Annotated in this window: 24 protein-coding genes, 1 pseudogene and 1 riboswitch; of the genes and pseudogenes, 14 read left to right on the forward strand and 11 right to left on the reverse strand. The window is 73.4% G+C overall.

Going from position 1 to position 26,992, the window contains the following annotated elements; translation table 11 throughout:
• Positions 1-81 precede the first annotated feature (81 nt).
• Positions 82-2,784, reverse strand: coding sequence for a pyruvate, phosphate dikinase (gene ppdK, locus JQN84_RS18300; RefSeq protein ID WP_204959535.1), 2,703 nt, complete (start codon positions 2,782-2,784; stop codon positions 82-84).
• A gap of 314 nt (positions 2,785-3,098) precedes the next feature.
• Between ppdK and JQN84_RS18305 the strand changes: the two genes are divergently transcribed.
• Both JQN84_RS18305 and JQN84_RS18310 read left to right on the forward strand, forming a co-directional pair.
• Positions 3,099-4,814: a beta-N-acetylhexosaminidase gene (locus tag JQN84_RS18305; RefSeq protein ID WP_307821301.1), complete on the forward strand. Its 1,716-nt coding sequence runs from the start codon at positions 3,099-3,101 to the stop codon at positions 4,812-4,814.
• A gap of 828 nt (positions 4,815-5,642) precedes the next feature.
• The gene (locus JQN84_RS18310) at positions 5,643-6,299 is read left to right on the forward strand and encodes a C39 family peptidase (protein ID WP_204959536.1); all 657 of its coding nucleotides are present in this window, start codon (positions 5,643-5,645) and stop codon (positions 6,297-6,299) included.
• Between the two features lie 91 nt (positions 6,300-6,390).
• Here the strand turns inward: JQN84_RS18310 and dusB are convergent, their stop codons facing one another.
• The 6 genes from dusB to JQN84_RS18340 form a co-directional block, all read right to left on the reverse strand.
• A complete protein-coding gene (gene dusB, locus JQN84_RS18315; RefSeq protein ID WP_204959537.1) occupies positions 6,391-7,560 on the reverse strand; it encodes a tRNA dihydrouridine synthase DusB in 1,170 nt (389 codons plus the stop codon).
• Between the two features lie 54 nt (positions 7,561-7,614).
• Positions 7,615-8,403: a hypothetical protein gene (locus tag JQN84_RS18320; RefSeq protein ID WP_204959538.1), complete on the reverse strand. Its 789-nt coding sequence runs from the start codon at positions 8,401-8,403 to the stop codon at positions 7,615-7,617.
• A gap of 22 nt (positions 8,404-8,425) precedes the next feature.
• On the reverse strand, positions 8,426-10,120 hold the full coding sequence (locus tag JQN84_RS18325; RefSeq protein ID WP_204959539.1) for a hypothetical protein: 1,695 nt from the start codon (positions 10,118-10,120) through the stop codon (positions 8,426-8,428).
• Positions 10,121-10,272: 152 nt separating this feature from the next.
• Positions 10,273-11,652: a glycine--tRNA ligase gene (locus JQN84_RS18330; protein WP_204926316.1), complete on the reverse strand. Its 1,380-nt coding sequence runs from the start codon at positions 11,650-11,652 to the stop codon at positions 10,273-10,275.
• 116 nt (positions 11,653-11,768) lie between these two features.
• Entirely contained in the window at positions 11,769-12,269 is a 501-nt protein-coding gene (locus JQN84_RS18335; RefSeq protein ID WP_204959540.1) for an Rv0361 family membrane protein, read from the reverse strand.
• A 144-nt stretch (positions 12,270-12,413) separates the two neighbouring features.
• Entirely contained in the window at positions 12,414-12,755 is a 342-nt protein-coding gene (locus JQN84_RS18340) for an antibiotic biosynthesis monooxygenase family protein (RefSeq protein WP_204959541.1), read from the reverse strand.
• Positions 12,756-12,782: 27 nt separating this feature from the next.
• Here JQN84_RS18340 and JQN84_RS18345 point away from each other — a divergent pair, with 27 nt between their 5' ends.
• The 7 genes and pseudogenes from JQN84_RS18345 (at position 12,783) to JQN84_RS18375 (ending at position 18,264) form a co-directional block, all read left to right on the forward strand.
• Positions 12,783-13,040, forward strand: coding sequence for a DUF6703 family protein (locus tag JQN84_RS18345; RefSeq protein WP_204959542.1), 258 nt, complete (start codon positions 12,783-12,785; stop codon positions 13,038-13,040).
• A gap of 54 nt (positions 13,041-13,094) precedes the next feature.
• Positions 13,095-14,039, forward strand: coding sequence for a metal ABC transporter substrate-binding protein (locus JQN84_RS18350; protein ID WP_204959543.1), 945 nt, complete (start codon positions 13,095-13,097; stop codon positions 14,037-14,039).
• On the forward strand, positions 14,036-14,797 hold the full coding sequence (locus JQN84_RS18355; protein ID WP_204959544.1) for a metal ABC transporter ATP-binding protein: 762 nt from the start codon (positions 14,036-14,038) through the stop codon (positions 14,795-14,797). Before JQN84_RS18350 ends, JQN84_RS18355 begins: the two co-directional genes overlap by 4 nt.
• A gap of 3 nt (positions 14,798-14,800) precedes the next feature.
• Complete coding sequence (locus JQN84_RS18360; RefSeq protein ID WP_204959545.1) at positions 14,801-15,667, forward strand: metal ABC transporter permease; 867 nt, start codon at positions 14,801-14,803, stop codon at positions 15,665-15,667.
• A 43-nt stretch (positions 15,668-15,710) separates the two neighbouring features.
• A pseudogene (locus tag JQN84_RS18365) lies at positions 15,711-16,013 on the forward strand (ArsR/SmtB family transcription factor); the annotation flags it as partial.
• A 67-nt stretch (positions 16,014-16,080) separates the two neighbouring features.
• A complete protein-coding gene (locus JQN84_RS18370) occupies positions 16,081-16,686 on the forward strand; it encodes a hypothetical protein (protein ID WP_204959546.1) in 606 nt (201 codons plus the stop codon).
• Between the two features lie 114 nt (positions 16,687-16,800).
• Positions 16,801-18,264: a cellulose binding domain-containing protein gene (locus JQN84_RS18375; protein ID WP_239485539.1), complete on the forward strand. Its 1,464-nt coding sequence runs from the start codon at positions 16,801-16,803 to the stop codon at positions 18,262-18,264.
• A gap of 45 nt (positions 18,265-18,309) precedes the next feature.
• On the opposite strand, the gene JQN84_RS18380 is transcribed toward JQN84_RS18375, so the two are convergent.
• Entirely contained in the window at positions 18,310-19,560 is a 1,251-nt protein-coding gene (locus tag JQN84_RS18380) for a cellulose binding domain-containing protein (RefSeq protein ID WP_204959547.1), read from the reverse strand.
• A 240-nt stretch (positions 19,561-19,800) separates the two neighbouring features.
• Between JQN84_RS18380 and JQN84_RS18385 the strand changes: the two genes are divergently transcribed.
• The gene (locus JQN84_RS18385) at positions 19,801-19,968 is read left to right on the forward strand and encodes a hypothetical protein (protein WP_204959548.1); all 168 of its coding nucleotides are present in this window, start codon (positions 19,801-19,803) and stop codon (positions 19,966-19,968) included.
• Positions 19,969-20,067: 99 nt separating this feature from the next.
• On the opposite strand, the gene JQN84_RS18390 is transcribed toward JQN84_RS18385, so the two are convergent.
• Together JQN84_RS18390 and JQN84_RS18395 are read right to left on the reverse strand one after the other, a co-directional pair.
• The gene (locus tag JQN84_RS18390; protein WP_145921266.1) at positions 20,068-20,571 is read right to left on the reverse strand and encodes a DUF6328 family protein; all 504 of its coding nucleotides are present in this window, start codon (positions 20,569-20,571) and stop codon (positions 20,068-20,070) included.
• A gap of 126 nt (positions 20,572-20,697) precedes the next feature.
• Positions 20,698-21,528, reverse strand: coding sequence for an alpha/beta fold hydrolase (locus tag JQN84_RS18395; RefSeq protein WP_204959549.1), 831 nt, complete (start codon positions 21,526-21,528; stop codon positions 20,698-20,700).
• Positions 21,529-21,639: 111 nt separating this feature from the next.
• A riboswitch (TPP riboswitch) is annotated at positions 21,640-21,745 on the forward strand.
• A 75-nt stretch (positions 21,746-21,820) separates the two neighbouring features.
• Between JQN84_RS18395 and JQN84_RS18400 the strand changes: the two genes are divergently transcribed.
• From JQN84_RS18400 to JQN84_RS18410, 3 genes are read left to right on the forward strand one after another with little or no spacing between them, the layout of a single operon-like run.
• Complete coding sequence (locus tag JQN84_RS18400) at positions 21,821-22,411, forward strand: ECF transporter S component (RefSeq protein ID WP_204959550.1); 591 nt, start codon at positions 21,821-21,823, stop codon at positions 22,409-22,411.
• A gap of 33 nt (positions 22,412-22,444) precedes the next feature.
• Positions 22,445-23,872 carry an ABC transporter ATP-binding protein gene (locus tag JQN84_RS18405; RefSeq protein WP_204959551.1) on the forward strand — a complete coding sequence of 476 codons (1,428 nt, stop codon included), beginning with the start codon at positions 22,445-22,447 and terminating at the stop codon, positions 23,870-23,872.
• A gap of 52 nt (positions 23,873-23,924) precedes the next feature.
• Positions 23,925-24,725, forward strand: coding sequence for an energy-coupling factor transporter transmembrane component T family protein (locus tag JQN84_RS18410; protein WP_204959552.1), 801 nt, complete (start codon positions 23,925-23,927; stop codon positions 24,723-24,725).
• 154 nt (positions 24,726-24,879) lie between these two features.
• Here JQN84_RS18410 and JQN84_RS18415 read toward each other — a convergent pair whose 3' ends face one another.
• Complete coding sequence (locus tag JQN84_RS18415) at positions 24,880-25,131, reverse strand: hypothetical protein (protein ID WP_204959553.1); 252 nt, start codon at positions 25,129-25,131, stop codon at positions 24,880-24,882.
• Between the two features lie 379 nt (positions 25,132-25,510).
• Here JQN84_RS18415 and gnd point away from each other — a divergent pair, with 379 nt between their 5' ends.
• Positions 25,511-26,956: an NADP-dependent phosphogluconate dehydrogenase gene (gene gnd / locus JQN84_RS18420; protein ID WP_204959554.1), complete on the forward strand. Its 1,446-nt coding sequence runs from the start codon at positions 25,511-25,513 to the stop codon at positions 26,954-26,956.
• Positions 26,957-26,992: the final 36 nt, after the last annotated feature.

The raw sequence follows: 26,992 nt of genomic DNA on the forward strand, positions 1-26,992 counted from the left end.
GCACCGGGAACCCCGCGACCCGGCCGGGCACCGACGCCGCGTGACGCCCACCGGCGGTGGGCCGGTGGGCGTCGCGGGCGGTCAGCGGCTGTCGGAGCCGGTGGTCTCGATGGCGGCCCGGCCAGCCTCCAGCCGGGCGACCGGCACCCGGAACGGCGAGCAGGAGACGTAGTCCAGCCCCACCTCGTGGAAGAAGTGCACCGAGTCGGGGTCGCCGCCGTGTTCGCCGCAGACGCCGAGCTTCAGCCCGGGTCGGGCGGCCCGGCCCTCCTCGGCGGCGATCCGGATGAGCCGGCCGACGCCGTCGCGGTCGATCGACTCGAACGGGGAGATGCCGAAGATGCCCAGTTCCAGGTAGCGCCAGAAGAACGCGCCCTCGACGTCGTCGCGGGAGAAGCCCCAGCCCATCTGGGTGAGGTCGTTGGTGCCGAAGGAGAAGAACTGCGCCGCCTCGGCGATCTGGCCGGCGGTCAGCGCCGCCCGGGGTACCTCGATCATGGTGCCGATCAGCACCTGGACGCCGCTGTCCCCGACCACCTCGGCGATGATCTTCTCGGCTTCGGCGCGTACCGTCTCCAGTTCCTGGACCGCGCCGACCAGCGGGACCATGATCTCCGGGCAGGCCGTGCCGCCGTCGCGGGTGACCGCGACGGCGGCCTCGGCGATCGCGCGGACCTGCATCGCGAACAGGCCGGGGATGACCAGGCCGAGGCGCACGCCGCGCAGGCCGAGCATCGGGTTCTCCTCGTGCATCCGCCGGACGGCGGCGAGCAGCGCCTCCTCCTTGGCGACGTCCTCGCCGCGTTCCTGGGCGACGGCGACGTTGACCGCGAGCTGTTCCAGCGGGGGCAGGAACTCGTGCAGCGGCGGGTCGATCAACCGGACGGTGACGGGCAGTCCGGCCATCTCGCGGAAGATCTCCACGAAGTCCTGGCGCTGTAGGGGCAGCAGAGCGGCGAGCGCGTCGGTGCGCTCGACGTCGGTGGCGGCGAGGATCAGCCGTTCGACAAGTTCCCGCCGGTCGCCGAGGAACATGTGCTCGGTGCGGCACAGGCCGATGCCCTCGGCGCCGAAGCGCCGGGCCCGGGCCGCGTCGGCCCCGGTGTCGGCGTTCGTCCGCACGGCCAGCCGCCGCCGCGCGTCGGCGTGCCTCATGATCCGGTGTACGGCCCGGACCAGCGCATCGTCGGTCCGCTCCGGGTCGAGGGTGCCCTCGAAGTACTGCACCACCTCCGACGGCGTGACCGGCACCTCGCCCAGGTAGACCTTGCCGGTGGTGCCGTCGATGGAGACGACGTCACCCTCGGAGACGGTGCGCCCGCCGACGGTGAACCGCTTGGCCGGCACGTCGACCTCGATCTCGTCGGCCCCGGAGACGCAGGTCTTGCCCATGCCCCGGGCCACCACGGCGGCGTGGCTGGTCTTGCCGCCGCGCGAGGTGAGGATGCCCTGGGCGGCGATCATGCCGTTGAGGTCGTCGGGGTTGGTCTCCCGGCGGACCAGGATCACCGACTTCCCCTCGGCGGCCAGCTCGACCGCGCGGGCGGAGGTGAAGACCACCGCGCCGGACGCGGCCCCCGGGGAGGCCCCGATGCCCCGGGCGACCGCCTCGAACTCGTGGTCGAGCTGGAAGCGGGGGAACATGAGCTGGGCGAGCTGCGCGCCGTTGACCCGGTGCAGCGCCTCGTCGAGGTCGATCAGGCCCTCGTCGACGAGCTGACCGGCGATGACGAACGCGGCGGCGGCGGTGCGCTTGCCCACCCGGGTCTGGAGCATCCAGAGCTTGCCGCGCTCGATGGTGAACTCGATGTCGCAGAGGTCCCGGTAGTGCCCCTCCAGCCGGGCCATGATGTCGAGCAGCTGGTCGTAGGAGGTCTTGTCGAGCCGTTCCAGCTCCTGCAACGGCACGGTGTTGCGGATGCCGGCGACGACGTCCTCGCCCTGGGCGTTGGCCAGGTAGTCGCCGTAGATGCCCTGCGCGCCGCTGCCCGGGTCGCGGGTGAAGGCGACTCCGGTGCCGGAGTCGGGCCCGAGGTTGCCGAAGACCATCGCCACCACGTTGACGGCGGTGCCCAGGTCGGCGGGGATGCGCTCCTGGCGGCGGTAGAGGATCGCCCGCTCGGCGTTCCACGACGCGAAGACCGCCCGGATGGCCAGGTCGAGCTGTTCGCGCGGCTCCTGCGGGAACTCCCGTCCGGTGTGCTTGGCGAAGATCTTCTTGTACGTCTCGACGAGCCCGCGCAGGTCGTCGGCGTCCAGGTCGAGGTCGTCGTGCGTGCCCTTGGCCCGCTTGGCCTCGTCGAGGGCGTGTTCGAACTCCTCGCCCGGTACCTCGCAGACGGTCTTGCCGAACATCTGGATGAGCCGGCGGTAGGAGTCCCAGGCGAACCGGTCGTTCTGCCCTGCCTGGTCGCTCAGTCCTACGACGCTGCGGTCGTTGAGCCCGACGTTGAGGACGGTCTCCATCATGCCGGGCATCGAGAACCGGGCCCCGGAGCGTACCGAGACCAGCAGCGGGTCCTGCGGATCGCCGAGGCGGCGGCCCATCGCGCGTTCCAGCGCCTCCAGGTGGGCCTCGATCTGCCCGGCCAGCCCGTCCGGTTCCCGCCCGGTCGCCAGGTACGCCTGACACGCCCGGGTGGTGATGGTGAAGCCCGGTGGCACCGGCAGGCCGAGATTGGTCATCTCGGCGAGATTGGCACCCTTTCCACCGAGCAGGTCCTTGAGATCCTTGTTGCCCTCGGCGAAGTCGTAGACGTACTTGTCCGTCTCGTGCGCTGTCACCAGAAGCCTCCCACGCGCGCCGGAATTGACACTTAACGAAGGTTCAGTTCTGACTTACCCCGGGGCCGACCACCGGATATCCGGCCTGGTCAGCGTTCGGTGGGCGAAGGTTAAGCGAACATCAGGCGGGCTGGGACCGTTCGGTGACAATAGGCACAGCCGTCCCGACTATCCGCGTTCACGCGGGTTTCTGGGAACGCTTCCACGAGCACGATCACGCAATTCCGGTTCCCCCTCGTACTCTTGACGTCACCCGTTGCGCCAAACCTGACCTTTGCCATATCCCTCGCGAATACACCCCTTGGAGCCGCCCCGTGTCGCGTACCCCACGTACCGGCGTCGCGCGCGCCGTCACGCCGGCTGCGGGCGCGCTGGCGCGCAGCGCCACGCAGGCCGCCGGACGGCTGCTCACCCCGCCGACCATCGGCCTGGGCGACGTGGTGCCGGCGCCCACGTCGGTCCGGCCGCGACCGGCCGCCGACTTCGTCCTGGCCGCCGACGCGGCGATCCGGGTCAGCGCCGACGCGGACGCCCGGGAGGTCGCCGACCACCTCGCCGAGCTGCTCCGCCCGGCCACCGGCTACCCGCTCCCGGTCGCCGACCTGCCGCCCGCCCCGGGCCCGCTCCAGCTCACCCTCTCCGCCGCCGCACCACACGGCCCGGTGGCGACGGTGTCCGGCGACGCCGAGGGCTACCGGCTCGACATCGACCCCGACACGGTACGGATCACCGCCGGCACCGCCACCGGCCTGTTCCACGGCGTGCAGACGCTGCGGCAACTGCTGCCAGTGGCCGTGGAGAGCCGGACCCCGGTGGCGCAGCACTGGGTGGTGCCCGGCGGCAGCATCGTCGACTGGCCCCGCTTCCCCTACCGGGGCGCGATGCTCGACGTGGCACGGCACTTCTTCGGCGTCGAGGACGTCTGCCGGGTGATCGACCACCTCGCCCGGTACAAGCTCAACCACCTGCACCTGCACCTCACCGACGACCAGGGCTGGCGGATCGCCGTCGACTCCTGGCCCCGGCTGGCGACCGTCGGCGGGCGTACCGCGGTGGGCGGCGGCCCCGGCGGCTGGTACACCGCCGCCGACTACCGGCGCATCGTCGCCTACGCCGCGCGGCGGCACGTCACCGTCGTCCCCGAGGTGGACCTGCCCGGCCACACCAACGCGGCCCTCGTCGCGTACCCCGAGCTGGCCCCGGACGGGGTCGCGCCGCCGCCGTACACCGGCACCGAGGTCGGCTTCAGCTACGTCGACCCCACGAACGAGCGCACGTACGACTTCGTCGCCGACGTGCTCGGCGAGTTGGCGGCGCTGACCCCCGGGCCGTGGCTGCACATCGGCGGCGACGAGGCGTACAAGGTCAAGGGGGCGGCGTACACCGGGTTCGTGGAGCGGGCCCAGCGGATCGTCGCCGGGCTCGGCCGGACCGTGGTCGGTTGGCACCAGATCGCCCCCGCCGGGCAGGTCGACGGCCGGGTGCTGCAGTGGTGGGGCACCGACGGTGACGACCCGGCGGTGGCCGAGGCGGTACGCCGGGGCGCCCGGGTGATCCTCTCCCCCGGCAACCACGCCTACCTGGACATGAAATACGCCCCGGACACCCCCATCGGGCACGACTGGGCGGGCCTGATCGACGTGCACCGGGCCTACCACTGGGACCCGGCGACCCACCTGACCGGCTTCCCCGCCGAGGCGGTGCTGGGCGTGGAGGCCCCGCTCTGGACCGAGTCGGTGAGCTCGCTGGCCGAGATCGAGTTCATGGTCTTCCCGCGCCTGCCCGCCCTCGCCGAGGTGGCCTGGTCCACGCCGTCCACCCGGAGCTGGACCGGCTTCCGGGGGCGGCTGGCCGGCCACGGCCCGCGCTGGCACGCCGCCGGCATCGCCTTCCACCCGTCCCCGGAGATCCCCTGGCCCGCCGCACCGGCCGGGCGGCACCTCCCCGACGCTGCGGAAACGCACCGGAATCCCGCCCCCGGGCAGCCCTCATCCGCCCGAGACACCGCCACCACACCCGACGCGCGGTGACCACCGTCGCCCCGGACCCGCCCGGCCTCCCCGCACAGCGGGCGCCCCGACCTGGCGGACCTCCCGACCCGGCGGACTCCCCGGCCCGGCGGACTCCCCGGCCCGGCGGCCCCTCCTGCACGGGAGCCTCCGGCGCGGGAAGCTCCGGGGCGGGTTTCCAGCACGGGGTTCTCCGTGAGGTCCAGGCTTCTCCGACTTCCGGAGGATCACCGGCCGGACCTCCGCCCACCACCTCTCCGATCACAGCCAGTCACATCTGCCACGAAGCGCCACGCGTATCACACAGAGTGACCACCTTCGGCGATGATCAGCGGGCCCCGGCACCCCCTCTACCATCAACCCACCCTGAGCTGCGCATTTTCATCCCCCGCCAGTAACCACCACATACCTCTCTCGCACGCTTTGCTCTGCTGCTCCATATGCGCCAGGTACAAAGGGTGACTGTCGCGGGGAGGGCAGCAGAGCAAAGGGTGCGGAGGGGCGCTGGGGTCGGTGGGCGGATTATGACTTTCAGTGACCGGATGGTGGGTTTGCCGACGGGTGTCGTCGGTGGTGACGAGGCGCTGACGGATCGGCCCGGCGGCGAGTGACGGGGGGCCACCCGCCGGGCGGAATCGTCGGCCCGGCGGGGTCGTTACACCTGGTATCCCCGATCGCCCCGGCCAGTCCCCGGCCCGGCCCCGCCCAGCAGGGCGGCCTTGCCGGAACGCACGTCACCCGGCCGGGGTCACGACTTCCTCTTCACCTGCCGATGCCGCACCGCCGCGTCACCGCACCCCCTGCGGGACGCGCCGTGGCACCCCCCGAGATGCAGAGGAGCACCCCATCATGCGTACCGACATCCTGCGTAAGACCGTGCTGACCGCCGCCGGCCTGGCCGTCACCGCCGGTGGCATCGCCGGCCCCGCGCTGGCCGCACAGGCCGCCGAGACCGCCCGGCCCGCCGCCGTCGTGCAGACCGACCGCAAGCCCGCCGGCGAGCGTGAACTGAAGGTCGACTACGCCGCCCAGCCCAACTTCTACTACTGCGGCCCGGCCGCCGCCCGTAACGCGCTGAGCGTGCAGGGCAAGAACATCGACGTGGACGCGATGGCCAGGGAGATGGGCACCACCGAGGACGGCACCGACAGCATCAACGACATCACCCCGATCCTGAACAAGGAGATCGGCCGCAAGGACGCGTACCGCAGCACGGAGATCCCGGCCGGCAAGGTCGACGGCAAGCGGATCGACAAGCTGCGCGCGGACATCGTCCGTGCGGTGGACGACGGCCGCGCCGTGGTCGCCAACATCGCCGGCACCGCCACCGACACCGACGGCAACACCCACTCCTTCGAGGGCGGGCACTACATCAGCGTCGTCGGCTACCGCGACGGCGGGCGGGTCGTGACGATCGCGGACTCCGCCAACCCGGACACCGCCTCCTACCGGATCGACGTCGGCGAGCTGGCCCACTGGATCGCCAGCCGCGGCTACGCCTCCTGACCCGTACCGAACCGCAAGGGCCGACCCCCCGAGGGGGTCGGCCCTTCGTCGTCACCCCCGGTCCGCGCTCCGACGGCGGGGCGGGCCGGCCTCAGCCGCCCGAGTCGTCCAGCTCGGCGCCCTCGGGGACGGTGTCGTCGTCCCGGCTGGCCAGCCAGCCCTCAGGCAGGAAGACCTTGCCGGGAGAGTTCGTCCGGCCGCGCGGCTGCCCCAGGGCGGCCACCGGGAACGGTTCGGTCGCGTCGAGCTTGCCGAGCAGGTCGTCGAGCTGGGCCAGGCTCTCGATCATGGCGAGTTCCCGGCGCAGCTCACTGCCCACCGGGAAACCCTTCAGGTACCAGGCGACGTGCTTGCGGAAGTCGGTGCAGCCGTCCCGCTCACCCCGCGCCGGGGTACGCGAGCCGGCGGTGAACTGCGCCACCAGCAGCTCGGCGTGCCGCCGCATGGTCACCGCCACCTCGCCGAGGGTCGGCAGCCGACGCTCCGGGCGGCCCTCGAACGCGGCCTGCAGGTCGGCGAAGAGCCACGGCCGCCCCAGGCAACCCCGGCCGACCACCACCCCGTCCACCCCGGTGTGGGCCACCATCCGCAGCGCGTCGTCGGCCTCCCAGATGTCGCCGTTGCCGAGCACCGGCACGTCGAGCGCCTGCTTGAGGGTGGCGATGGCGTCCCAGTCGGCGGTGCCGGAGTACCGCTGCGCGGCCGTCCGCCCGTGCAGGGCCACCGCCGCCACCCCGGCGTCCTGGGCGGCCAGCCCCGCCTCGACGTACGTCAGGTGGTCGTCGTCGATGCCCTTGCGCATCTTGACGGTGACCGGCACCCCGGCCGGTGCTGCGGCGTCCACCGCGGCCCGCACCAGCCGGGCGAACAGCCGCCGCCGCCAGGGCAGGGCCGACCCGCCACCCCGCCGGGTCACCTTGGGCACCGGGCAGCCGAAGTTCAGGTCGATGTGGTCGGCCAGGTCCCGTTCCACCACGATCCGCACCGCCTGGGCGGTGATCTCCGGGTCGGTGCCGTAGAGCTGGAGGCTGCGCGGCCGCTCGTCGGCGCCGAAGGCGATCATGCGCAGGGTCTTCGGGTTCCGCTGCACCAGCGCGACCGTGGTGATCATCTCGCAGACGTAGATGCCACCGCCCTGCTCCCGGCAGAGTTGCCGGAAACCGACGTTGGTGATGCCGGCCATCGGGGCGAGCACCACCGGCGGCCACACCTGGTGGGGGCCGATGGTGAGCGGGCGCAGGACCGCAGCGGGAGAGGTCACGTACCCCAGAATCCCATGCCGGCGGCGGCCCGCCCACCGCGGTGGGCGGCAGTCCTAACCCGGCAGGCTCAGGATCAGGGCCGAGACGTCCACCACCACCGTGGCGGCGGCGCGGACGTGCAGGGCGAACGCGGTCGCACCACGCTCGTGGGCACCCAACGGCACCTCCACCAGGTTGGAGAGGATCTGGTTCGGCCCCCACCAGTTCACTGAGGAGGTGTCCGGCCTGGCGGCCCCGGCCGCAAAGGCGGTGAGCACTCCGCCGGAGACCGTGTTCGCCACCGTGATGTTGAGGTAGGCACCGACCGGCGCGTAGTAGGACCCCGCCGGGACCCGACTTACGGTCAGGTACAGCGTCCGGCCCGCCTGCAACCGGCCCGACACCACCCCGTCGGCACCGGCGAGGACGTTGGCGGAATAGCTGGCCAACGCCCGGGTGTCCAGTAGCCGCACCGGCGGGACGGCGACGATGCGGTTGGACCAGCGCGACGTGTTGACGTACGCCCGACGACCGTCCCGACCGCCGACCACCAGCTCGGCGGTGGGGGTGACGGCGAGCGAGCCGGTCGGCAGCTCCGCCGGGATGGCGTCGTCCGGCGTCGGGAACAGCCGCAGCATCGGGTCGGTGCCGGCCAGCGCCAGCGTCGGGTTCGCCGACGAGCCACCGACCAGCACCGTCCCGGCCTCGCCCGCGTCGTTGAGCTGCCCGCCGATCACCGGCGCACCGGGCGCGGCGTCGGCCGGCGTGCCGGCCAGCGCGGTCGCGCCGACACCGACGCCGAGGGCCACCCCGGCCCGGATGACCGTACGACGGGTGGTGGACGGGGTCTCGTCGGCGCTCATGTCCCTCTTCCCGGTTCCGTGGTCACGCATCGGCCCGCACCGCCCGGTCGCCGCGCTCGGCGGCCTGCCTGATCGCCCGGGCCCGGGCCCGACGGCCGGCGGAGCCGGCGGCGGTACGGGTCGACGTCGGGGCATTGACGACCGCGGAATCCGGATGGCGCACCAGCAGGCCGGTCGCGTCGAGGATCACCGCCGCCGCGCTCTTTTGCAGGTAGATGGCGACCACGTCCGGGTAGTAGTCGCCGCCGACCGTCTCGTAACCGCCGAGCTGCGTGATCACCCCGTTGGAGAGCAGTTGGCCGGCGGTCCACCAGTTGATGGTGGAGGCGGTGGGCAGGCTGCCGGTGCCCCACACCGTGGCGAAGCCGCCCTGGGTGGTGTCGGCCACGGTGATGTTGCCCAACATCCCGTCGCCGTACTCGACGATGTCGCGCAGGTGCACGATCAGCAGTGTCTCGGCCAGCACCCGCCCCCGGCCGTCGATCCGGCCGACGCCCTCCAGCAGCCGGGCCCGGCCGGCGGCGCTGCGGGTGTCGAGGAGCCGGGTCGGCGGGACCGACACCAGCATGGTCGCGTTCGACGTGCTGAACGCCGCGTCCGAGATTCGCCCCACGGAAGTGCCGTTGCCGACCTCCAGCCCGTACACGCCGACTCCGAGGGTGCCCACGGCGAGATCGCTTGCCACGTGCAGGTCGCTGTGGGTCAGCTCCAGCGTCGCCCCGTTCGGGTTCCGCAGCGCCAGGGTGGCGGCACCGTCCGGGGCGGCGCTGGTCACGGTGGTGACGCCGGGGCTGTTCCGCTGGCCGAGGACGACCGGCTCACCGGGGGCGGCCGCCGCCGGGGCGGGCTCCACCGGGGGCGCGGCCTCGGCGGCGCTCGCCGGGGCGGCACCGCCGCCGACCGCGACGACCTGGCTCGGGTGGCCGACCAGCAGGCTGGTCAGGTCGACGATCACGTGGGTCGGCGCGGAGACCTGCACCGTCAGCACGCTGCGGTACCCGCCGAGGGTGCCCAGCTCGGCGAAGAGGAAGTTCGACAGGATCTGACCGGCGGCCGACCAGTTCACCGTCGACACGGTCGGCCTGGTGCCACTGCCCCAGGCCGTCAGGAAGCCCGGACCGGTCATGCCGACCACTGTCACGTTGCCCTTGAGGGCGTAGCCGTCGCGGACCAGGTGGTCCAGGCTCAGCACGATGGGGTTACCGGGGGTGAGCCGTCCCGTCGGGTCGAGCGTCGAGGCGCCCGCGACGATGGTGCGGCGCAGGTCCGGGTCCCGGCTGTCCAGCACCCGGGTCGGCCGTACCGGGACCGAGGTGGTCGCCCACTCGCTCGTCCACAGCCAACTGTTGACCTCGTCGCCGGGCCGGCCGGCCTGTACGAACACGTCGCCGAGCGGGTCCACCGCGACGGTGCCGGTCGGCGAGTCCAGCACCTGCGGGTAGACCTGCTCGCCGGGTACCAGTCGCAACGGCGCACCTGCGGTGTTCCTCAGGGTGAGCCCCGCGTAGCCGAGGCTGAGCGTGGTGGTCGCCGGACCAGCGTCGTTGGTCGTACCCATGGTGAGGTGGTCGCCCGGGGCGGCGCGGGCGGTGCCGGGCAGGCCGACGGTGGCGGCGACACCCGCGCCGGCCGTGGTCGCGGCGACCGCGGCGGCCCGGCGCAGGAGGCGGCGGCGCTCCGGAACATGATCATGGTCAGGTTGCGGCTCGTGCGTCATTTCCACCCCCGTGTCGACATTCAGCACGGGGAATGCTGGCACGACCCACCCACCGGCTCAAGGACCGGACGGACAGGGCTCTCCACCGATGCCGGAGAACGGACCGGCCCCGCCCCCGGTCGGGGGCGGGGCCGTCCGGCGGTGCTCGCCGGTCAGCAGCCGGGCAGGCGCTCGATCAGGTAGCGCTCGACCTGGTCGAGGGCGACCCGCTCCTGGGCCATGGTGTCCCGGTTCCGCACGGTCACCGCATCGTCGTCGAGGGTGTCGAAGTCGACGGTGACGCAGAACGGGGTGCCGATCTCGTCCTGCCGGCGGTAGCGGCGGCCGATCGCCTGCGAGTCGTCGAACTCCACCACCCAGCGCTTGCGGAGCTGGGCGGCGAGCCCCTTGGCCTTGGGCGAGAGCGCCTCGTTGCGGGACAGCGGCAGCACCGCCACCTTGACCGGGGCCAGCCGGGGGTCGAACCGCATCACGGTGCGCTTGTCGACGCCGCCCTTGGTGTTCGGGGCCTCGTCCTCGTCGTACGCCTCCAGCAGGAAGGCCAGCACCGCGCGGGTCAGGCCGGCGGCCGGCTCGATGACGTACGGCACCCAGCGCTCGTTGCGGGTCTGGTCGAAGTACGACAGGTCGACACCGGAGTGCTTGCTGTGCGTGGCCAGGTCGAAGTCGGTGCGGTTGGCCACGCCCTCCAGCTCGGCGAACTCGGTGCCGCCGAACCGGAACCGGTACTCGATGTCGACGGTGCGCTTCGAGTAGTGGGAGAGCTTCTCCTTGGGGTGCTCGTAGAAGCGCAGGTTCTCCTCGGACAGGCCCAGGTCGAGGTACCAGTTCCAGCGCTCCTGCAACCAGTACTCGTGCCACTGCTCGTCGGAGCCGGGCTCGACGAAGAACTCCATCTCCATCTGCTCGAACTCGCGGGTGCGGAAGATGAAGTTGCCCGGGGTGATCTCGTTGCGGAACGACTTGCCGGTCTGCGCGATGCCGAACGGCGGCTTCTTGCGGGCGGCGGTCGCCACGTTGTTGTAGTTGACGAAGATGCCCTGGGCGGTCTCCGGACGCAGGTAGTGCAGGCCCTCGTCGCTCTCCACCGGGCCGAGGTAGGTCTTCATCAGGCCGTTGAACATCTTCGGCTCGGTGAAGGTGCCCTTGTTGCCGCAGTTGGGGCAGTTCAGCTCCTGCAACGAGGTCAGCGGCTTGCCGTGCTTCTCGGCGTACGCCTCCTCCAGGTGGTCGGCGCGGAACCGCTTGTGGCAGGACTGGCACTCGGTCAGCGGGTCGACGAACTCGGCGAGGTGGCCGCTGGCCTCCCAGACCTTGCGGGCGAGGATGACCGCCGAGTCGAGGCCGACGACGTCGTCGCGCTGCTGGACCATCGCCTTCCACCACTGCCGGCGGACGTTCTCCTTCAGCTCCACGCCGAGCGGACCGTAGTCCCACGCCGACCGGGTGCCTCCGTAGATCTCGCTGGAGGGAAAGACGAAGCCTCGGCGCTTGGCGAGACTGACGACGGCGTCGATACGGTCGGCTGGCATGTTTCCTCCTACGCCGGCTGGCGGTCGGCGTGGCCATGAAGACGGGTGGGACCGGACGGCCCGGGACAACGGTACGACCAGCAGCGCCCCGGGCCCAGCAGAATACCGCTGACGGCTCAGCTGACCCCGCAGACCTCCATGCCACCGCTCTGCTGGTCGGCGGCGAGGGTGACCTGCTGGGTGTCCCGCCCGCCGCCGCTGAAGGTGACGTCGACCGGCACGGTCAGGGTCTGCGGGTCGACGTCGCCCACCCGGTAGCTGGCGACCGCCGGCTCCTCGGCGACCCGGCGGGAGAACTCGCCCCGGGACTCCCGCCGCCGCGCGTCCTCGCAGAGGGTGTCGTACGCCTTGCCGTACTCCTTGGCGACCAGGGCACGGTAGTAGTCGTCGGTGACCGCCTGGCCCTGTTCCTCGATGGCCTGCACGTTGCTGACCACCAGTCCGACGGCCGCCGCACCGCCACCGCCGCAGCAGATCAGCAGGGCCAGCGCGCCGACGCCGAGGCCCAGCCAGAGCCGCTTGCGGCTGCCCTCGGTGGGCGGGGCGGCGAACGGCGGGGCCACCCCGGGACCCTGGGGCGGCGGGGGGACGCCCGGGTCCGACGGCGGGGTGGGCACGCCCGGGTCACCCGGCGGGAGGCGCGTCCCCGGGCCCCCCGGGCCGGCGGGCGGCGGTGCGCCGGCCGGGCCGGGTGTCGCGGGGTACGGCGGTGGGGCTGCCGGGCCGGGAGCGGTCATAGGAGCAGGGTAGTGCCCCCCGGCTCAACGGTGCGGACTCGCGGCCCGATCACTGTCGACCACCACCACCTCGCCGTCGGGGGCCGCGCCGGCCAGCGTCTCGTACGCCGAGGGTTCGTCGACCGACTCGGCGAGCAGCGGCACGGCGGTGATCTTGACGTCGAAGCCGCCCAGCGCCCGCCGGTACGTGCCGACCGACTCCCACTCGGTGAGCAGGCACCAGTGCCGGGGGTCGTCGAGGGCCCGCAGCAGCTCACCGCGCCGGTAGCCGGGGCGGGCGGCGAGCGCGGCCAGCGCGGCGTGCGCCCTCGCGGTGAAGTCGTCGGCCGCCTCGACGGCGACCACGAACCGGTTGGTGACCAGCACCGGGTTCCTCCTCGTAGAGTCTGTGGGATGCAGCCTACGCAGCGCCCCGTGCTGGCCCGGTTGGCCCGGGCGAACCCGACGTCGGTGTTCCTCGCCACCCTCGCGCTGGTGCTGGTGGCGCTCTTCGCGCCCGGCCCGGTCGGTGGTCTGCTGCTGTTGGCGCTGGCCGCCGGGCTGGTCTACCTGCTGACTGTCACCTGGTCGGTGCAGGCGTCGCAGACCCGGCTGATCCGGTTGGTGATGGTGACGCTGCTGGTGGCGGTGGCCCTGGTCAAGCTCTTCTGACATGCACTCATGCGTTTTTGACAATCATTCTCGTTTTCACGGACAGTTGCCGACATGATCGCCCGCACCCGGTTCCGTGCCCTGACCGCCGCCACCGCCCTGCTCGCCCTGACCGGTCTCACCGCCTGCTCGACCGAGGGCACCGGGGCCGACCCGGACCGGGTGGACGTGGTCGCCGCCTTCTACCCCCTCCAGTTCGTCGCCGAGCGGGTCGGCGGGGACGCGGTCACCGTGACCAACCTGGCCAAGCCGGGCGCCGAGCCACACGACCTGGAACTCAACCCCCGCCAGGTCGGCCAGGTCAGCGAGGCCGAGCTGGTCTTCTACCTCAAGGGCTTCCAGCCGGCGGTGGACGAGGCCGTCGCGCAGAACGCCGCCGACCGGGCGTTCGACGTGACGACCGTCGCGCCGCTGCGCGACGCGACAGCCGGCGGACACGACCACGAGGGTGAGGACGGTCACGCCGAGGAGGAGAACGGCGGCAAGGACCCGCATCTCTGGCTGGACCCGACCCGGCTGGCCACCGTCGCCGACAAGCTCGCCGAGCGGCTCGGCAGCGTCGATCCCGACCGGGCCGCCGACTACACCGGCCGGGCCCGGACGCTGCGCGGCGAGCTGGAGAAGCTCGACACCGAGTACGCCGCCGGCCTGAAGACCTGCCAGCGTCGGGAGATCGTGGTCAGCCACGCCGCCTTCGGCTACCTCACCGAGCGTTACCAGCTGGAGCAGATCGGCCTGACCGGGCTCACCCCGGACACCGAGCCCGCCCCGCAGCGGCTGGCCGAGGTCGCCCGCGAGGCCCGCGAGCACGGTGCCACCACGATCTTCTTCGAGACGCTGGTCAGTCCGAAGGTCGCCGAGACCATCGCCGCCGAGGTCGGCGCGAAGACCGCGGTGCTCGACCCGATCGAAGGGCTCTCCGCTGACGGGGGTGGGGACTACCTTTCGGTGATGCGCACCAACCTGACCACGCTCCGCACCGCCCTGGGGTGCTCGTGACCGCTCCCGTCATCCAGGTCGCGCACGCCACCGCCGGCTACGACGGCCGGCCGGTGCTGCGGGACGTCTCGCTGACCGTCACCGCCGGCGAGGTGGTGGCGGTGCTCGGGGCCAACGGCTCCGGCAAGTCCACCCTGATCCGGGCGGTGCTCGGGCTGGTCCCGCTGGGCGCCGGCACGGTCGAGCTGTTCGGCGTCCCGCAGCGCCGGTTCCGGCAGTGGCACCGGATCGGCTACGTCCCGCAGCGCCTCGGGGCCGGCAGCGGCGTGCCGGCCACCGTCGCCGAAGTGGTGGCCTCGGGTCGGCTGGCCCGCCGGGGCGTGCTGCGCCCACCCGGTCGGGCCGACCGGGCCGCGGTCGAGGCGGCGCTGCGCGCGGTCGGGCTCGCCGACCGGGCCCGGGACCCGGTGGCCACCCTCTCCGGCGGCCAGCAGCAGCGCACCCTGATCGCCCGCGCCCTGGCCGGCGGGCCGGAGCTGCTGGTGCTCGACGAGCCGACCGCCGGGGTCGACGCGGCCAGCCAGGAGGCGTTCGCCGGGGCGCTGCACGACTTCGTCGGCACCGGCGGCACCGTGCTGCTGGTCGCCCACGAGTTGGGGCCGCTGCGCCCGCTGATCAGCCGGGCGGTGGTGGTGCACCAGGGCGGCGTCTGCCACGACGGCCCGGTGCCGGAACCGGCCGGACACCACGCCGAGCCCGACCACGACCACGTGCACCCGCACGGTCCCGAGGAGCCCGCCGGGCTGTGGAGCAGCTGAACGATGGACCTCTTCCAGTACGACTTCATGCAGCGGGCGCTGGTCGGCGCCCTGGTGATCGGGCTGGCCGCCCCCGCCCTCGGCATCTACCTGGTGCAGCGGCGGTTGGCCCTGATCGGTGACGGCATCGGCCACGTCGCGCTCACCGGCGTCGGGGCGGGCCTGCTGCTCAACCGTTCCCCGGTGCTGGTGGCGGTGGTCGCGGCGATCCTCGGCGCGGTCACCATCGAGCTGGTCCGGGCCCGCGGCCGTACCTCCGGCGACCTGGCGCTGGCCCTGCTGTTCTACGGCGGCATCGCCGGTGGGGTGATGCTGGTCGGCCTCTCCGACGCCAGCAGCGCCAACCTCAACGCCTACCTGTTCGGCTCGCTCACCACCACCTCCCCCGCCGACCTGACCACCATCGCGGTGCTCGGCGCGGGCATCGCGGTGCTCATGCTGGCGCTGCGCCCGGCGCTGTTCGCGGTCTGCCATGACGAGGAGTACGCCCGGGTCGCCGGGCTGCCCGTGCGGGCGTTGAACATGCTGTTGGCGGTCGCCACCGCGGTCACCGTCACCATCGCCATGCGGGCCGTCGGGGTCCTGCTGATCAGCGCGCTGATGGTGGTGCCGGTGGCCACCGCGCAGCAGGTCACCAGGGGTTTCCGCAGCACCATGACGGCGGCCATGGCGCTCGGCCTGTTCGCCGCCGGGGCGGGGGTGTGGGTGGCGGCCACCGCCGACACCGCCCCCGGCGCCTCGGTGGTGCTGCTGGCGATCGCGTCGTTCCTCGTGGTGGCGTTGGCCGCAGCCGCCCGGCGGGTGCTGCGCCGCCGGGGGACCCCGACCGTCGCCAGCACCCCGGAGCCGCACGAGGTGGTGCTGCGGTGACGCCGACCGGCGTACCGTCACCGGTGTTGGTTACCGTTACGGAGTGACCGGCACCCACGGCTACGACGCCTTCGAGGGCGCGGGCGAGCTGCTCCGGGCGCTGTCCGCGCCGATCCGGCTGGCGATCGTCAGCGAGCTGGCCCAGGGCGAGCGGTGCGTGCACGAGCTGGTCGAGCAGCTCGGCGCACCGCAGCCGCTGGTCTCCCAGCACCTGCGGGTGCTGCGCGGCGCGGGGGTGGTGCGGGGTTCCCGGCGCGGCCGGGAGATCGCCTACGCCCTGGTCGACGAGCACGTCGCGCACATCGTCGCCGACGCGGTCAGCCATGCCGGGGAGGGGCCGTCCGCCCCCGCCGAGCCGACCGCCGGGCGCGCGGGGGGTGCCGGGCGGCCCGCGTCGTGGCACGCTGTCGGCCGTGAAGATCTACGCTGACCGTTTTCCGGTCGCCCTCCGTCAGTTCCTCACCGACCTGTTCGTCGTCGCCTGGGTCTACGCGGCGATCCGCTTCGCGATGTGGCTGTACGACCTGGTGGAGAAGCTCGCCGTACCCGGGCGGAAGCTGGAGGGGGCCGGCGGCGGCCTCGCCGACAACCTGGCCGAGGCCGGCGGCAAGGTGGGCCGGGTGCCGCTGGTCGGCGACGAGCTGACCGGCCCGTTCACCAAGGCCGCCGACGCCGCCCGCGCGGTGGCCGAGGCCGGCCGCGACCAGCAGGAGCTGGTCGGTCAGCTCGCGTTGGCGTTGAGCATCGCGGTGCTGGTCTTCCCGCTCGGGCTGGTGCTGTTCGGCTGGCTGCCGCTACGGCTGCGCTGGATGCGGCGGGCCGCGTCGGCGAAGGCCCTCGCCGCCGGGCCGGCCGGTCGGGACCTGCTGGCGCTGCGCGCGCTGACCAGTCAGCCGCTGCGCCGGCTGACCCGGATCGACCCGGACGTGGCGCAGGCGTGGCGGCACGGCGACGACGCCACCGTCGATGCGCTCGCCGCCCTGGAGCTGCGCCGACTCGGCCTGCGCGCCGGCCGCTAGGCACCGTCACCTGTTGTGCCTCCCCGACCCGCAGGCTTAGATGATGGTAAATGTCTTAAGTCTGCAAGCCGTCGGCGTGCGTCGGCACGGACGGTCCGGAGAGGGAGCGTCCCCATGCCCGTGTCCCGCAGTCGGTCGATCCTCGCGGCGGGAGCCGCCGGGATGGTGGCGGTGCTGGCCGCCACCCTCATCGGCCTGCCCCCGGCCAGCGCCGCCACCGGTGACGGCTCCCCCACCGACGCGAACATCGCGTTCGTCGGCCGCTGGGACCGCAGCAACAGCAGCGCGTACGTGCCGAACTGGGCGGGCGCCTACCTGAAGACCGGGTTCACCGGCACCACGGTCAAGCTGCGGCAGCGCAGCACCATCGACCTCTACTACAGCATCGACGGGGCCGACTTCCGCTACCTGACCAACGTCAGCGGCACGGTCAACCTGACCCCGACCCCGCTGCGCGCCGGCAACCACACGCTGGTGGTGTCGTACCGGGTGGTCGCCGGTTCGTACACCGGGGACGCGGTGTTCCAGGGGCTCACCCTCGACTCGGGCGCGCGTACCCTGCCGGCGGCGGTCCGGCCCCAGCTGATCGAGTTCGTCGGCGACTCCATCACCCTCGGCACCACCTCGTCGCGGACGGCGCTGACCGCGTACGGGTGGCTGACCGGGGAGCAGCTCGGCACCGAACACACCCAGCTCGGTTACGGCGGGGGCTGCCTGGTCGCCACCGCCGACGGCTGCGTCAGCGTGGCCAGCCAGTTCCTCCGCACCGGGTACGCGGCGAACAGCCCGGCCTGGGACTTCAGCCGCTACCAGGCCGACGCCGTGGTGATCAACCTGGGCACCAACGACCGCAGCCACGGGGTGAGCGGCGCGGACTTCCAGAATCAGTACGCCACGTTCATCCGTACCGTGCGGGGCAAGTACCCGCGCGCGGCGATCTTCGCGCTGCGCACCTTCAGCGGCCGGTACGCCGCGGAGACCGCCGCCGCCGTCAGCACGGTCACCGGGGGCGGCGACCGCAACGTGTTCTACGTGGACACCACCGGCTGGCTGCCGGCCGACGGGCTCAGCGACTCGGTGCACCCGAACGACGCCGGGCACCGGGCGATCACGGCCCGGCTCGCCCCGGTCATCGCGGCGAAGCTGTCCACCACGCCGACGCCCACCCCCACCACCGCACCGCCCACCACGCCGCCGGTGACCACCGCGCCCCCGACCACCACCGCGCCGCCGGTGACCACGCCGCCGGCCGGCGGGACCGGCTGCGCCGTCGGGTACGCGGTCACCGGGCAGTGGCAGGGTGGCTTCCAGGGCGAGGTGACGATCCGCAACACCGGCACCGCCCCGGTCGACGGCTGGACCCTCCAGTGGAGCTTCGCCGACGGCCAGCGGATCAGCCAGGCGTGGAATGCGGGCTACACGCAGAGCGGCGGCACCGTCCGCGCGACCAACGTCGCCTGGAACGGCACGATCGCGGCCGGCGCGACGACGAGCTTCGGTTTCCTGGCCGACGTCACCGGCACGAACAACCGCCCCGCCGGCTTCACCCTCAACGGCACCGCCTGCACGTTGTCCTGACCCCGGTCGGGCGGCCCCGGTCCGGGGCCGCCCGACCGCACACCGTCAGCGCAGGTAGGCCGCGAGGCCGAGCTGCTGGTTACGCAGGGCGGTGGCGACCACACCGGCGATCTGCCGGGCCCCGGCCGTCTCGAAGTGGGTGTGGTCGGCGCAGAAGAACGCGCCCACCGCGCCCGAGTTGTAGTCGCCGTTGTTCGGGCAGAGCTTCAGCGTGTTGTAGAGCGTGTAGCTCAGCTTGTGCAGGTCGATGACGGGCACGTTGTTGGCCCGGCCCGCGTCGAAGGTCTCGGTGAGGAAGCCCCGGTTGCCCACGGCGGTGCTGCCCGAGCAGGTGATCGCCGCGGCCGGGGTGAGGAAGATCGGGTACGCGCCGCGCTGCTGGGCCGCGCGGGCCATCACGCCGAGCAGTTCCTTGTAGCGGGCCGAGCCGACGTGCCGGTTGCAGGTGGTGCTGCCGTCGTTGATGCCGAACTGGATGAACAGGTAGTCACCGGCCTTCATCCCACCGTTGGCGTTGAGCATCGCCTGCCAGCGGGTCGAGTACGTCTGCGGGTTGACCACGCACTCGCCCGCCGAGTTCATCGTGGTGGTGACGTTCGGGTCGTACAGCCAGGTCTGGATGCTGCGCCCGCCGACCGCGCTGTTGACCACGGTGGCGTTGCCGTTGAGGTACTGGCCGAACTGGTTGCCCCAGCCCACCGGGCAGGCCCCGCTGGACGACGGGTTGGCGACGGTGGAGTCACCGGCCAGCCACACGGTGACCGGCGGCTGCGTCGAGGGCGTCGGGCTGGGGGTGCGGGTCGGGGTGGGGGTCGTGGTCGGGGTGGGCGTCGGGGTCGGCGGGGTGGACGGTGGCGGGCAGGGCGTGACGGTCGGGGTCGCGCCGGTGCAGGAGACCCCGTTGAGCGCGAACGCGGTGGGCACCGGGTTGGCGGTGGTCCACGCGCCGTTGAAACCGAAGCTGACGGCGGCCCCGGTCCCGATGGTGCCGTTGTAGCCGACGTCCGTGGCGCTGACCGCCGTCCCGTTCTGGGTGACGGTGGCGTTCCACGCCTGGCTGACCCGTTGTCCGCTGGCGAACGCCCAGGTGAGCGTCCAGCCGGTGACCGGGTCGCCGAGGTTGGTGATGGTCACGTCCGCGCCGAAGCCGCCCTGCCACTCGCTGGTGACCTTGTAGTCGACCCGGCAGCCGGTGGCCGCCGCGGTGGCGTTCCCGGCCGCGACCGCCACCCCGCCGGCGAGGACCGCCAGGGTGATCGCGCCCAGTCCGGCGAGACGTCGCCGTGCTGCTCTCATGATCTGCTCCTAGTCGCCGGTGCCGGGCCGGCGTCGCCCGCCCCCATCTGGACGGCCGCCCGAGCCCCGCGACGATGGCCGCACCCGGGACGGGAGGAGGCAAAAATCGATGTTACTCGATATTAATCTGCTCTCCCACCTTCGCCCGGTCGGGCCGACACGCCGGGCGACGCCGCACCGGGCCGCGGGTGGTCGCGCTCGGTCGTCGGGCACCGCAACCGGCTCGTCTAGGGTGGTGCGGTGCTCTACTTCCTGATCGTCATCGCCGTGCTGCTGCTGGCGTACGCCGGCGTGCTGGTCAGCTTCGTCCGGCGCGGACGCAAGATCCCGCCGCAGGCGTACCTGGTGCTGGCGCTGCTCAACGGGCTCATCCTGGCCGCCGTGCTGGCCTGGGCCATCGCCCGCTGACCCGCGGGCCCCGACCGGCGGACGGGCCGGGGGCCCGCCCCGGCCACCGTCGGCCCGGACGGGCCCCCGGCCCACCGCATCCACCACCCACGGGTGGGATCAGTCCCCGTTGAGCACCACCGGGTCGTCATCGTCGTCGTCGATGTCGTCGTCACCCCAGTTGCGCCTGGCGAACGGCAGGATCACCCAGAAGGTCAGGAACCACAGGCCGGTGATCACCGTGAGCACCACGGCGATGCCGGTGTCGAGCACGAAGTCGGCGATCAGCAGGACCGCGCTCACCATCGCGACCAGCATGAAGGCCAGCCCGCCGGAGGCCATCCGGTGGGCGAAGCGGACCAGTTCCGGCTTGCGGCCCTGGCGGAACAGCGCCCGGTGGAAGGCGACCGGCGAGATGATCATCGCGGTGGCCGCGGCGGCGGACAGCAGGGCCAGGATGTAGACGTCCCGCTGGAACTCGCTGGTCCGGGTGAACCCGTTACTGAACGGCAGGGTCAGCAGGAAGGCGAAGAGGATCTGCACGCCGGTCTGGGCGACCCGCAGCTCCTGGAGCAGATCGGCGAAGTTGCGTTGCCATCGCTGCTTCTCGGATTCCTTCGACACGCGCTACCTCCGGTTGAGACGGTACGACCGACGGGGGCACCCCCCGTCGGCAGCAACGCCTGTGCCCGATCCACGATCGCCCGAAACCGATTCACGAACCCCGATCGGCCCGCGTCGGCCGCGTCCTCAGGCCGAGCCGTGCACCCGGGCCAGGATCACCTCGGCCAGCGGGCCCGGCGCCTCGTCGGGAATCCAGTGGGTCACCCCGCCCAGCACCACGAACCGGTAGTCCCCCGACACGTGCCGGGCGCACGCCTGCGCGGCGGCCCGCCCGATCGCCACGTCCCGGTCGCTCCACACGTAGCTGGTCGGCACGCCCACCGGACCGACCGCCTTCAGGTCCCGCCCCGACATCGCCCGGTACCAGTTCAACGCGCCGGTCAACGCGCCGGGCGTCCGCAGCGGCCCGGCGTACCCGGCCACCCGGGCCGGGTCGCCGACGCCGGACAGCAGCCGGCGCAGCACTACCCCCCGCCCGGCCAGCAGCACCCGCTCCGCCAGGCCCGCCCGGCGGAACAACGCCATGTACGCCGAGCGCGCCCGCTGCCGGCGGTCGGTGGCCAGCGCGTACCCGAAGGCGGCCGGGTGCGGCACCGAGACCGCGGTGAGGGTACGCACCCGCTGCGGATGCCGCGCCGCCAACGCCCAGGCGACGACCGCGCCCCAGTCGTGCCCCACCACGTGCGCGGTGTCGACGCCCAGCGCGTCCAGCACCGCCACGGCGTCGGCGACCAGCTCCGGCAGCCGGTAGTCGGCCACCTCGGCGGGACGGGCCCCGGGCGAGTAACCCCGCTGGTCGGGTGCGTACGTGCGCAGCCCGGCGGCGTGCAGGGCGGGCGTCACCGCGTCCCACTCCCCACCGTGCTGGGGGAAGCCGTGCAGCAGCAGCACCGCCTCGCCACCCTCGGGGCCACCGGCCCGTACGTCGAACGTCAGGCCGCGCGCGCTCACCTGCATGATCGGCAGCCTACCCAGTGGCCCGGGCCCCCGCCCGGGCGTGCAATGCCGGGAACCATGACCTGCTGGGCCGTTGCCGCAGGTCGGTGCTAGCGTCTGCCGAGACAACTTCACATCCGACAGGGGAGCGCACAGCGCTGAGAGTGCGGGCACCGCCCGCAGACCCTCGAACCTGATCTGGGTAATGCCAGCGCAGGGAGTTCGGTCGACCTCCAGCCGCGCCGCCGTCCGGCTGCCGCCGGGCGCGGCGTGCGTCTTCTCCTGGTTCGATCGCTGGACTGGGAGCACCGACATGCAGCACACCACCACCAACCGGTGGCGCACCATCGACATCGTGGTCGCCGCCGTGATCGCCGTCGCCTTCGGCGTCATCTTCTGGGCCTGGGGGCTGGTCTGGAAGGCCGCCGACCCGGCGTTCGCCGCCGCACCGGCCAGCCAGGCCGTGATGTACGGCGTCTGGCTCGTCCCGGCCGTCCTCGGCGGCCTGGTCATCCGCAAGCCGGGGGCGGCCCTGTTCTGCGAGGCCGTCGCCGCCACCGTCTCCGCGCTGCTCGGCGCGGAGTGGGGCGGCATCACCATCGTGCAGGGCCTGATCCAGGGTCTCGGCGCGGAGTTGGCCTTCGCCGCGTTCCGCTACCGGGCGTACCGGCTGCCGGTGGCGGTGCTCGCCGGGGCGATGACCGGGCTGAGCGCCGCCCTGTTCGACTTCTTCGTCTGGAACTCCGAGTACGCCCTGGCCAGCTACCGCCTACCGTACGCGGCGCTGACCGTGCTCAGCGCCGCCGTCGTCGCCGGGGTCGGCGGCTGGTACCTGACCCGGGCGCTGGCCGAGACCGGGGTGCTCGACAGGTTCCCCGCCGCCCGCGACCGCACGCTCGTCTGACCCTGCCGTGACGAGCGGGGAGGGGTCGCCGGCGTGACCGGGGTGCGGCTGGTCGGCTTCGGCTGGCGGCACGCCGGGCGGCGGGCTTGGGCGGTACGCGGGGTCGACCTGCGCATCGACCACGGGGAACGGGTGCTGCTGCTGGGGCCGTCCGGGGCGGGCAAGAGCACCCTGCTGGCCGCGCTGGCCGGGCTGCTGCCGGCGGACTCCGGCGAGCAGGAGGGCACCGTCGAGATCGACGGCCTCGACCCGGCCAAGGCCCGCGAACGGGTCGGCACCGTCTTCCAGGACCCGCAGTCCCAGCTGGTGATGGCCCGCTGCGGCGACGACGTCGCGTTCGGGCTGGAGAACCGGGGGGTGCCCGGCGACGAGATCTGGCCCCGGGTGGACGAGGCGCTGCGCCGGGTCGGTTTCCCGTACCACCGGGACCGGCCCACCGCGGCGCTGTCCGGCGGCGAGCAGCAGCGGCTCGCCCTGGCCGGGGTGCTGGCGCTGCGGCCGGGGCTGCTGCTGCTCGACGAGCCGACCGCCAACCTCGACCCGGCCGGGGCCGAGCTGGTGCGCGGTGCGGTGGCCGGCGCGGTGGACCACGACACCACACTGGTCCTGGTCGAACACCGGGTCGCCGACGCCCTGCCCCTGGTCGACCGGGTGGTGGTGCTGACCCCCGGCGGCGGGGTCCGGGCCGACGGGACACCGGATGCGGTGTTCGCCGCGCACGGGACCGCGCTCGCCGCCGAGGGGGTGTGGGTGCCCGGCCACCCCACCGCGACCCGGCCGGCCGCCGGCCCGCCCGGCGCGGAGTTGCTCACCGCCGACCGGCTCGGCCTGCCACCCCGGCTGGCCCCCACCGACCTGGTGGTACACGCCGGCGAGGCGCTCGCCGTCCGTGGGCCCAACGGGGCCGGCAAGTCCACCCTCGCGCTGCTGCTCGGCGGCCTGCTCCGCCCCGGGACCGGCCGGCTGACCGCCACCGCCGCCCTGGCCGGCGGGGACACCCGCACGCCCCCGCACCGGTGGCGGGCCCCCGCCCTGGCCGGCCGGATCGGTTCGGTCTTCCAGGACCCGGAGCACCAGTTCGTCACCCGTACCGTCCGCGACGAACTGGCCCTCGGTCCGCGCCGCACGGGTCGCCCCGAGCCGGCTGTCCGGGGCACCGTGGACGAGTTGCTGGAGCGGCTGCGGCTGACCCGGCTCGCCGGGGCCAACCCGTACACCCTCTCCGGTGGGGAGGCCCGGCGGCTCAGCGTGGCGACCGCCCTGGCCACCGCGCCCCGGCTGCTGATCTGCGACGAACCCACCTTCGGCCAGGACCGCCGCACCTGGGGTGAGCTGGTCGACCTCTTCGCCGACCTACGTGACGCCGGACACGGCGTGGTCACCGTCACCCACGACGCGGACTTCGTCGCCGCGCTCGCCGACCGGACGGTCACCCTGCGCCCCGCCCGGGAGCAGCCGTGAGCGCCCCCACCCGGCTCCCCCGCACCGCCCACCCGAAGGCGTGGGGGCGGTCGTGATCGGCCTGGAACCGGTCGCGACGCCCGGTGCGCCGCTGGCCCGGCGCAACCCGGTGGCGAAGCTCGCGGCCGGGCTGGTCTTCTCGTTCGTGCTGGTCGCCAGCCTCGACCCGGTCGCACCGGCGGTCGCCATCGCCGTCGAGCTGGCGCTGCTGCCGCTGTTCGGCATCCGCTACCGGGTGCTGGCCCGCCGGGCGTGGCCGCTGCTGGCCGGTGCCGTCGGGATCCTGGTCACCCTGGTGCTGTTCGCCGCCGACCGCTCAGGCCCGGTGCTCTGGGCCGCCGGGCCGCTGGTGGTCACCTCGGGGGTGCTGGTCACCGCGCTCGGGTTGGTGTTACGGATGCTCGCGGTCGCGCTGCCCGGGGTGATCGTCTTCGCCACCACCGACCCGACCGACCTGGCCGACGCGCTGGTGCAGAACGCGAAGGCCCCGGCCCGTTTCGCGATCGGCGCGCTGGCCGCGTTCCGGCTGGTGCCGCTGCTCGGCCAGGAGTGGCAGATGTTGACCATGGCCCGGCGGGCCCGGGGCGTGGACGCCGGCCGTAACCCGCTGGCCCGGCTGCGGCTCTTCGCCGCCACGGCGTTCGCCCTGCTGGTGGGGGCGATCCGGCGCGGCACCCGGCTGGCGGTGGCGATGGACGCCCGGGGCTTCGACGCCGGCACCCCGCGTACGGTGGCCCGCCGCCAGGTGTTCCGCCCGGCCGACTGGCTGCTCGTCGCCGGAGCAGCCGTCCTGGCCGGCGGTGCCCTCGCGGTCAGCGTCGTCCTCGGCACCTTCCGCCCCCTGATCGGCTGACCCGCCCGCACGGCACGCCGAACGGCAGGCCGCCGATGCAATGGAGCCGAAACAGCGGTATCCGAGCCCTCGGATACCGCTGTTTCGGCTCACTGGGTAACGGGCCGCCGGCCCGGACGGGACCCCGGCCGAAGCGGGACCCGGCCGAGGCGGGTCAGCTGCGGCGGAAGGCGTACCGCCGGTTCTGGCCCTGGGCGGTGGTGGAGCCGGCCCGGACCGACCGGCCCGACCGCGACGGCGGTGGGGGCGGCGTCGGCCGGGCGGCGGCGTCCGGGTGGGACGACGCGACGGCGAGGGGAACCGGGCGCACGGGCGTCACGGTCAGTGCCGCGAGCGCCGACGCGTCCACCTCCACCGGGGACGGTACGGGACGACGGGACTTCTTCGGACTGCGCTTGGCGGGCATACGCTGCCTCCTGACGAGGTGCGGAGGGCCGCCCTGCCACACGGGCGGCGGGCGGGCGGTCGACGGACGGGATCTGCTCCGGACGGCCGGCCACGGGTCATCCCCTGCGGGGAGAAGTGGGAGACGCGGACGCCCGAGCACGCGGACCCGCAGCCTCGGCGGCGGGTCGGCTCTGGAGAGAAGGGCGTCAGATGCGCATGCCATCACGCTAACCGACCCCCGCACCCGACGCACCCGCTTTTCGGCGCGGCCGACGGCGGTGGCCCCGGTCGGGCGCACGCGACCACCCTGTGACACTGGGTGGACGGCGGCTGCCGGCCCTCGCGGGCGCGCGATAGGTTCACAACACACAGGTGACGTGAGAGGTGGCGGGTACGAGATGACGCAACAGGCGACGGCGCAGATCGGCGTGACCGGGCTGGCGGTGATGGGTCGCAACCTGGCCCGCAACCTGGCCCGGAACGGGTTCACCGTGGCGGTGCACAACCGCTCCCCGGAGCGCACCCGCAGCCTGGTCGCCGAGCACGGTGACGAGGGCACCTTCGTGCCGTCGGAGTCCCTGGCGGACTTCGTCGGCTCGCTGGAGCGGCCCCGCGCGGTGATCGTCATGGTCAAGGCGGGTGCCCCCACCGACGCCGTCATCGACGAGCTGGTGCCGCTGCTGGAGGAGGGCGACATCGTCGTCGACGCCGGCAACGCGCACTTCGCCGACACCCGCCGCCGGGAGGAGACGCTGCGCGAGCACGGGCTGCACTTCGTCGGCACCGGCGTCTCCGGCGGCGAGGAGGGCGCGCTGCTCGGGCCGAGCATCATGCCGGGCGGCTCGGCGGAGTCCTACCAGAAGCTCGGGCCGATGTTCGAGAAGATCGCCGCGCAGGTGGACGGCGTCCCGTGCTGCCAGCACGTCGGCCCCGACGGCGCCGGCCACTTCGTCAAGATGGTCCACAACGGCATCGAGTACGCCGACATGCAGCTCATCGCCGAGGCGTACGACCTGCTGCGGGCCGGGCTGGGGGCGACCCCGGCGGAGATCGCGGAGATCTTCCGGGAGTGGAACACCGGCGAGCTGGAGTCGTTCCTCATCGAGATCACCGCCGACGTGCTGGCGCACACCGACGCCGCCACCGGCAAGGCGTTCGTCGACGTGGTGCTCGACCAGGCCGAGCAGAAGGGCACCGGCCGCTGGACGGTGCAGATCGCCCTCGACCTGGGCATCCCGATCACCGGCATCGCCGAGGCGACCTTCGCCCGGTCGCTGTCCGGGCACGCCGGCCAGCGTGAGGCGGCCCGCCGCACCTTCGGCGACGCGGGCGAGAAGTGGCAGGTCGAGGACCGGGACGCGTTCGTCGAGGACGTCCGCCGGGCGCTGCTGGCCAGCAAGATCGTCGCGTACGCGCAGGGCTTCGACCAGATCCGGGCCGGCAGCCGCGAGTACCACTGGGACATCGACCTGGGCGGCACCGCCACCATCTGGCGGGGCGGCTGCATCATCCGGGCCCGCTTCCTGGACCGCATCCGGGAGGCGTACGACTCGCAGCCGGAGCTGCCGACGCTGCTGGTCGCCCCGTACTTCGCCGAAGCGGTGAGCGACGGCGTGCCGAGCTGGCGGCGGGTGGTGGCGGACTCGGCGCGGGCCGGCGTGCCCACCCCGGCCTTCTCCTCGTCGCTGGCCTACTTCGACGCGCTGCGCGCGGAGCGGCTGCCGGCGGCCCTGATCCAGGGCCTGCGGGACAACTTCGGCGCGCACACCTACCACCGGGTCGACCGGGAGGGCGCGTTCCACACCCTGTGGGCGACCGCCGACCGCTCCGAAGTGGCCGGCTGACCACACCTGCTCGACGCCGGTGCGGTGTCCGCACCG

Source organism: Micromonospora humidisoli (assembly GCF_016900955.1).
GTDB lineage: Bacteria > Actinomycetota > Actinomycetes > Mycobacteriales > Micromonosporaceae > Micromonospora > Micromonospora wenchangensis.

Bases quoted from the DNA above. Each gene is read 5' to 3' on its own strand.
- JQN84_RS18310 (WP_204959536.1), top strand. From the start codon at position 5,643: ATGCGTACCGACATCCTGCGTAAGACCGTGCTGACCGCCGCCGGCCTG.
- JQN84_RS18320 (WP_204959538.1), bottom strand. From the start codon at position 8,403: ATGAGCGCCGACGAGACCCCGTCCACCACCCGTCGTACGGTCATCCGG.
- JQN84_RS18325 (WP_204959539.1), bottom strand. From the start codon at position 10,120: ATGACGCACGAGCCGCAACCTGACCATGATCATGTTCCGGAGCGCCGC.
- JQN84_RS18330 (WP_204926316.1), bottom strand. From the start codon at position 11,652: ATGCCAGCCGACCGTATCGACGCCGTCGTCAGTCTCGCCAAGCGCCGA.
- JQN84_RS18345 (WP_204959542.1), top strand. From the start codon at position 12,783: ATGCAGCCTACGCAGCGCCCCGTGCTGGCCCGGTTGGCCCGGGCGAAC.
- JQN84_RS18350 (WP_204959543.1), top strand. From the start codon at position 13,095: ATGATCGCCCGCACCCGGTTCCGTGCCCTGACCGCCGCCACCGCCCTG.
- JQN84_RS18360 (WP_204959545.1), top strand. From the start codon at position 14,801: ATGGACCTCTTCCAGTACGACTTCATGCAGCGGGCGCTGGTCGGCGCC.
- JQN84_RS18375 (WP_239485539.1), top strand. From the start codon at position 16,801: ATGCCCGTGTCCCGCAGTCGGTCGATCCTCGCGGCGGGAGCCGCCGGG.
- JQN84_RS18380 (WP_204959547.1), bottom strand. From the start codon at position 19,560: ATGAGAGCAGCACGGCGACGTCTCGCCGGACTGGGCGCGATCACCCTG.
- JQN84_RS18395 (WP_204959549.1), bottom strand. From the start codon at position 21,528: ATGCAGGTGAGCGCGCGCGGCCTGACGTTCGACGTACGGGCCGGTGGC.
- JQN84_RS18400 (WP_204959550.1), top strand. From the start codon at position 21,821: ATGCAGCACACCACCACCAACCGGTGGCGCACCATCGACATCGTGGTC.
- JQN84_RS18415 (WP_204959553.1), bottom strand. From the start codon at position 25,131: ATGCCCGCCAAGCGCAGTCCGAAGAAGTCCCGTCGTCCCGTACCGTCC.
- gnd (WP_204959554.1), top strand. From the start codon at position 25,511: ATGACGCAACAGGCGACGGCGCAGATCGGCGTGACCGGGCTGGCGGTG.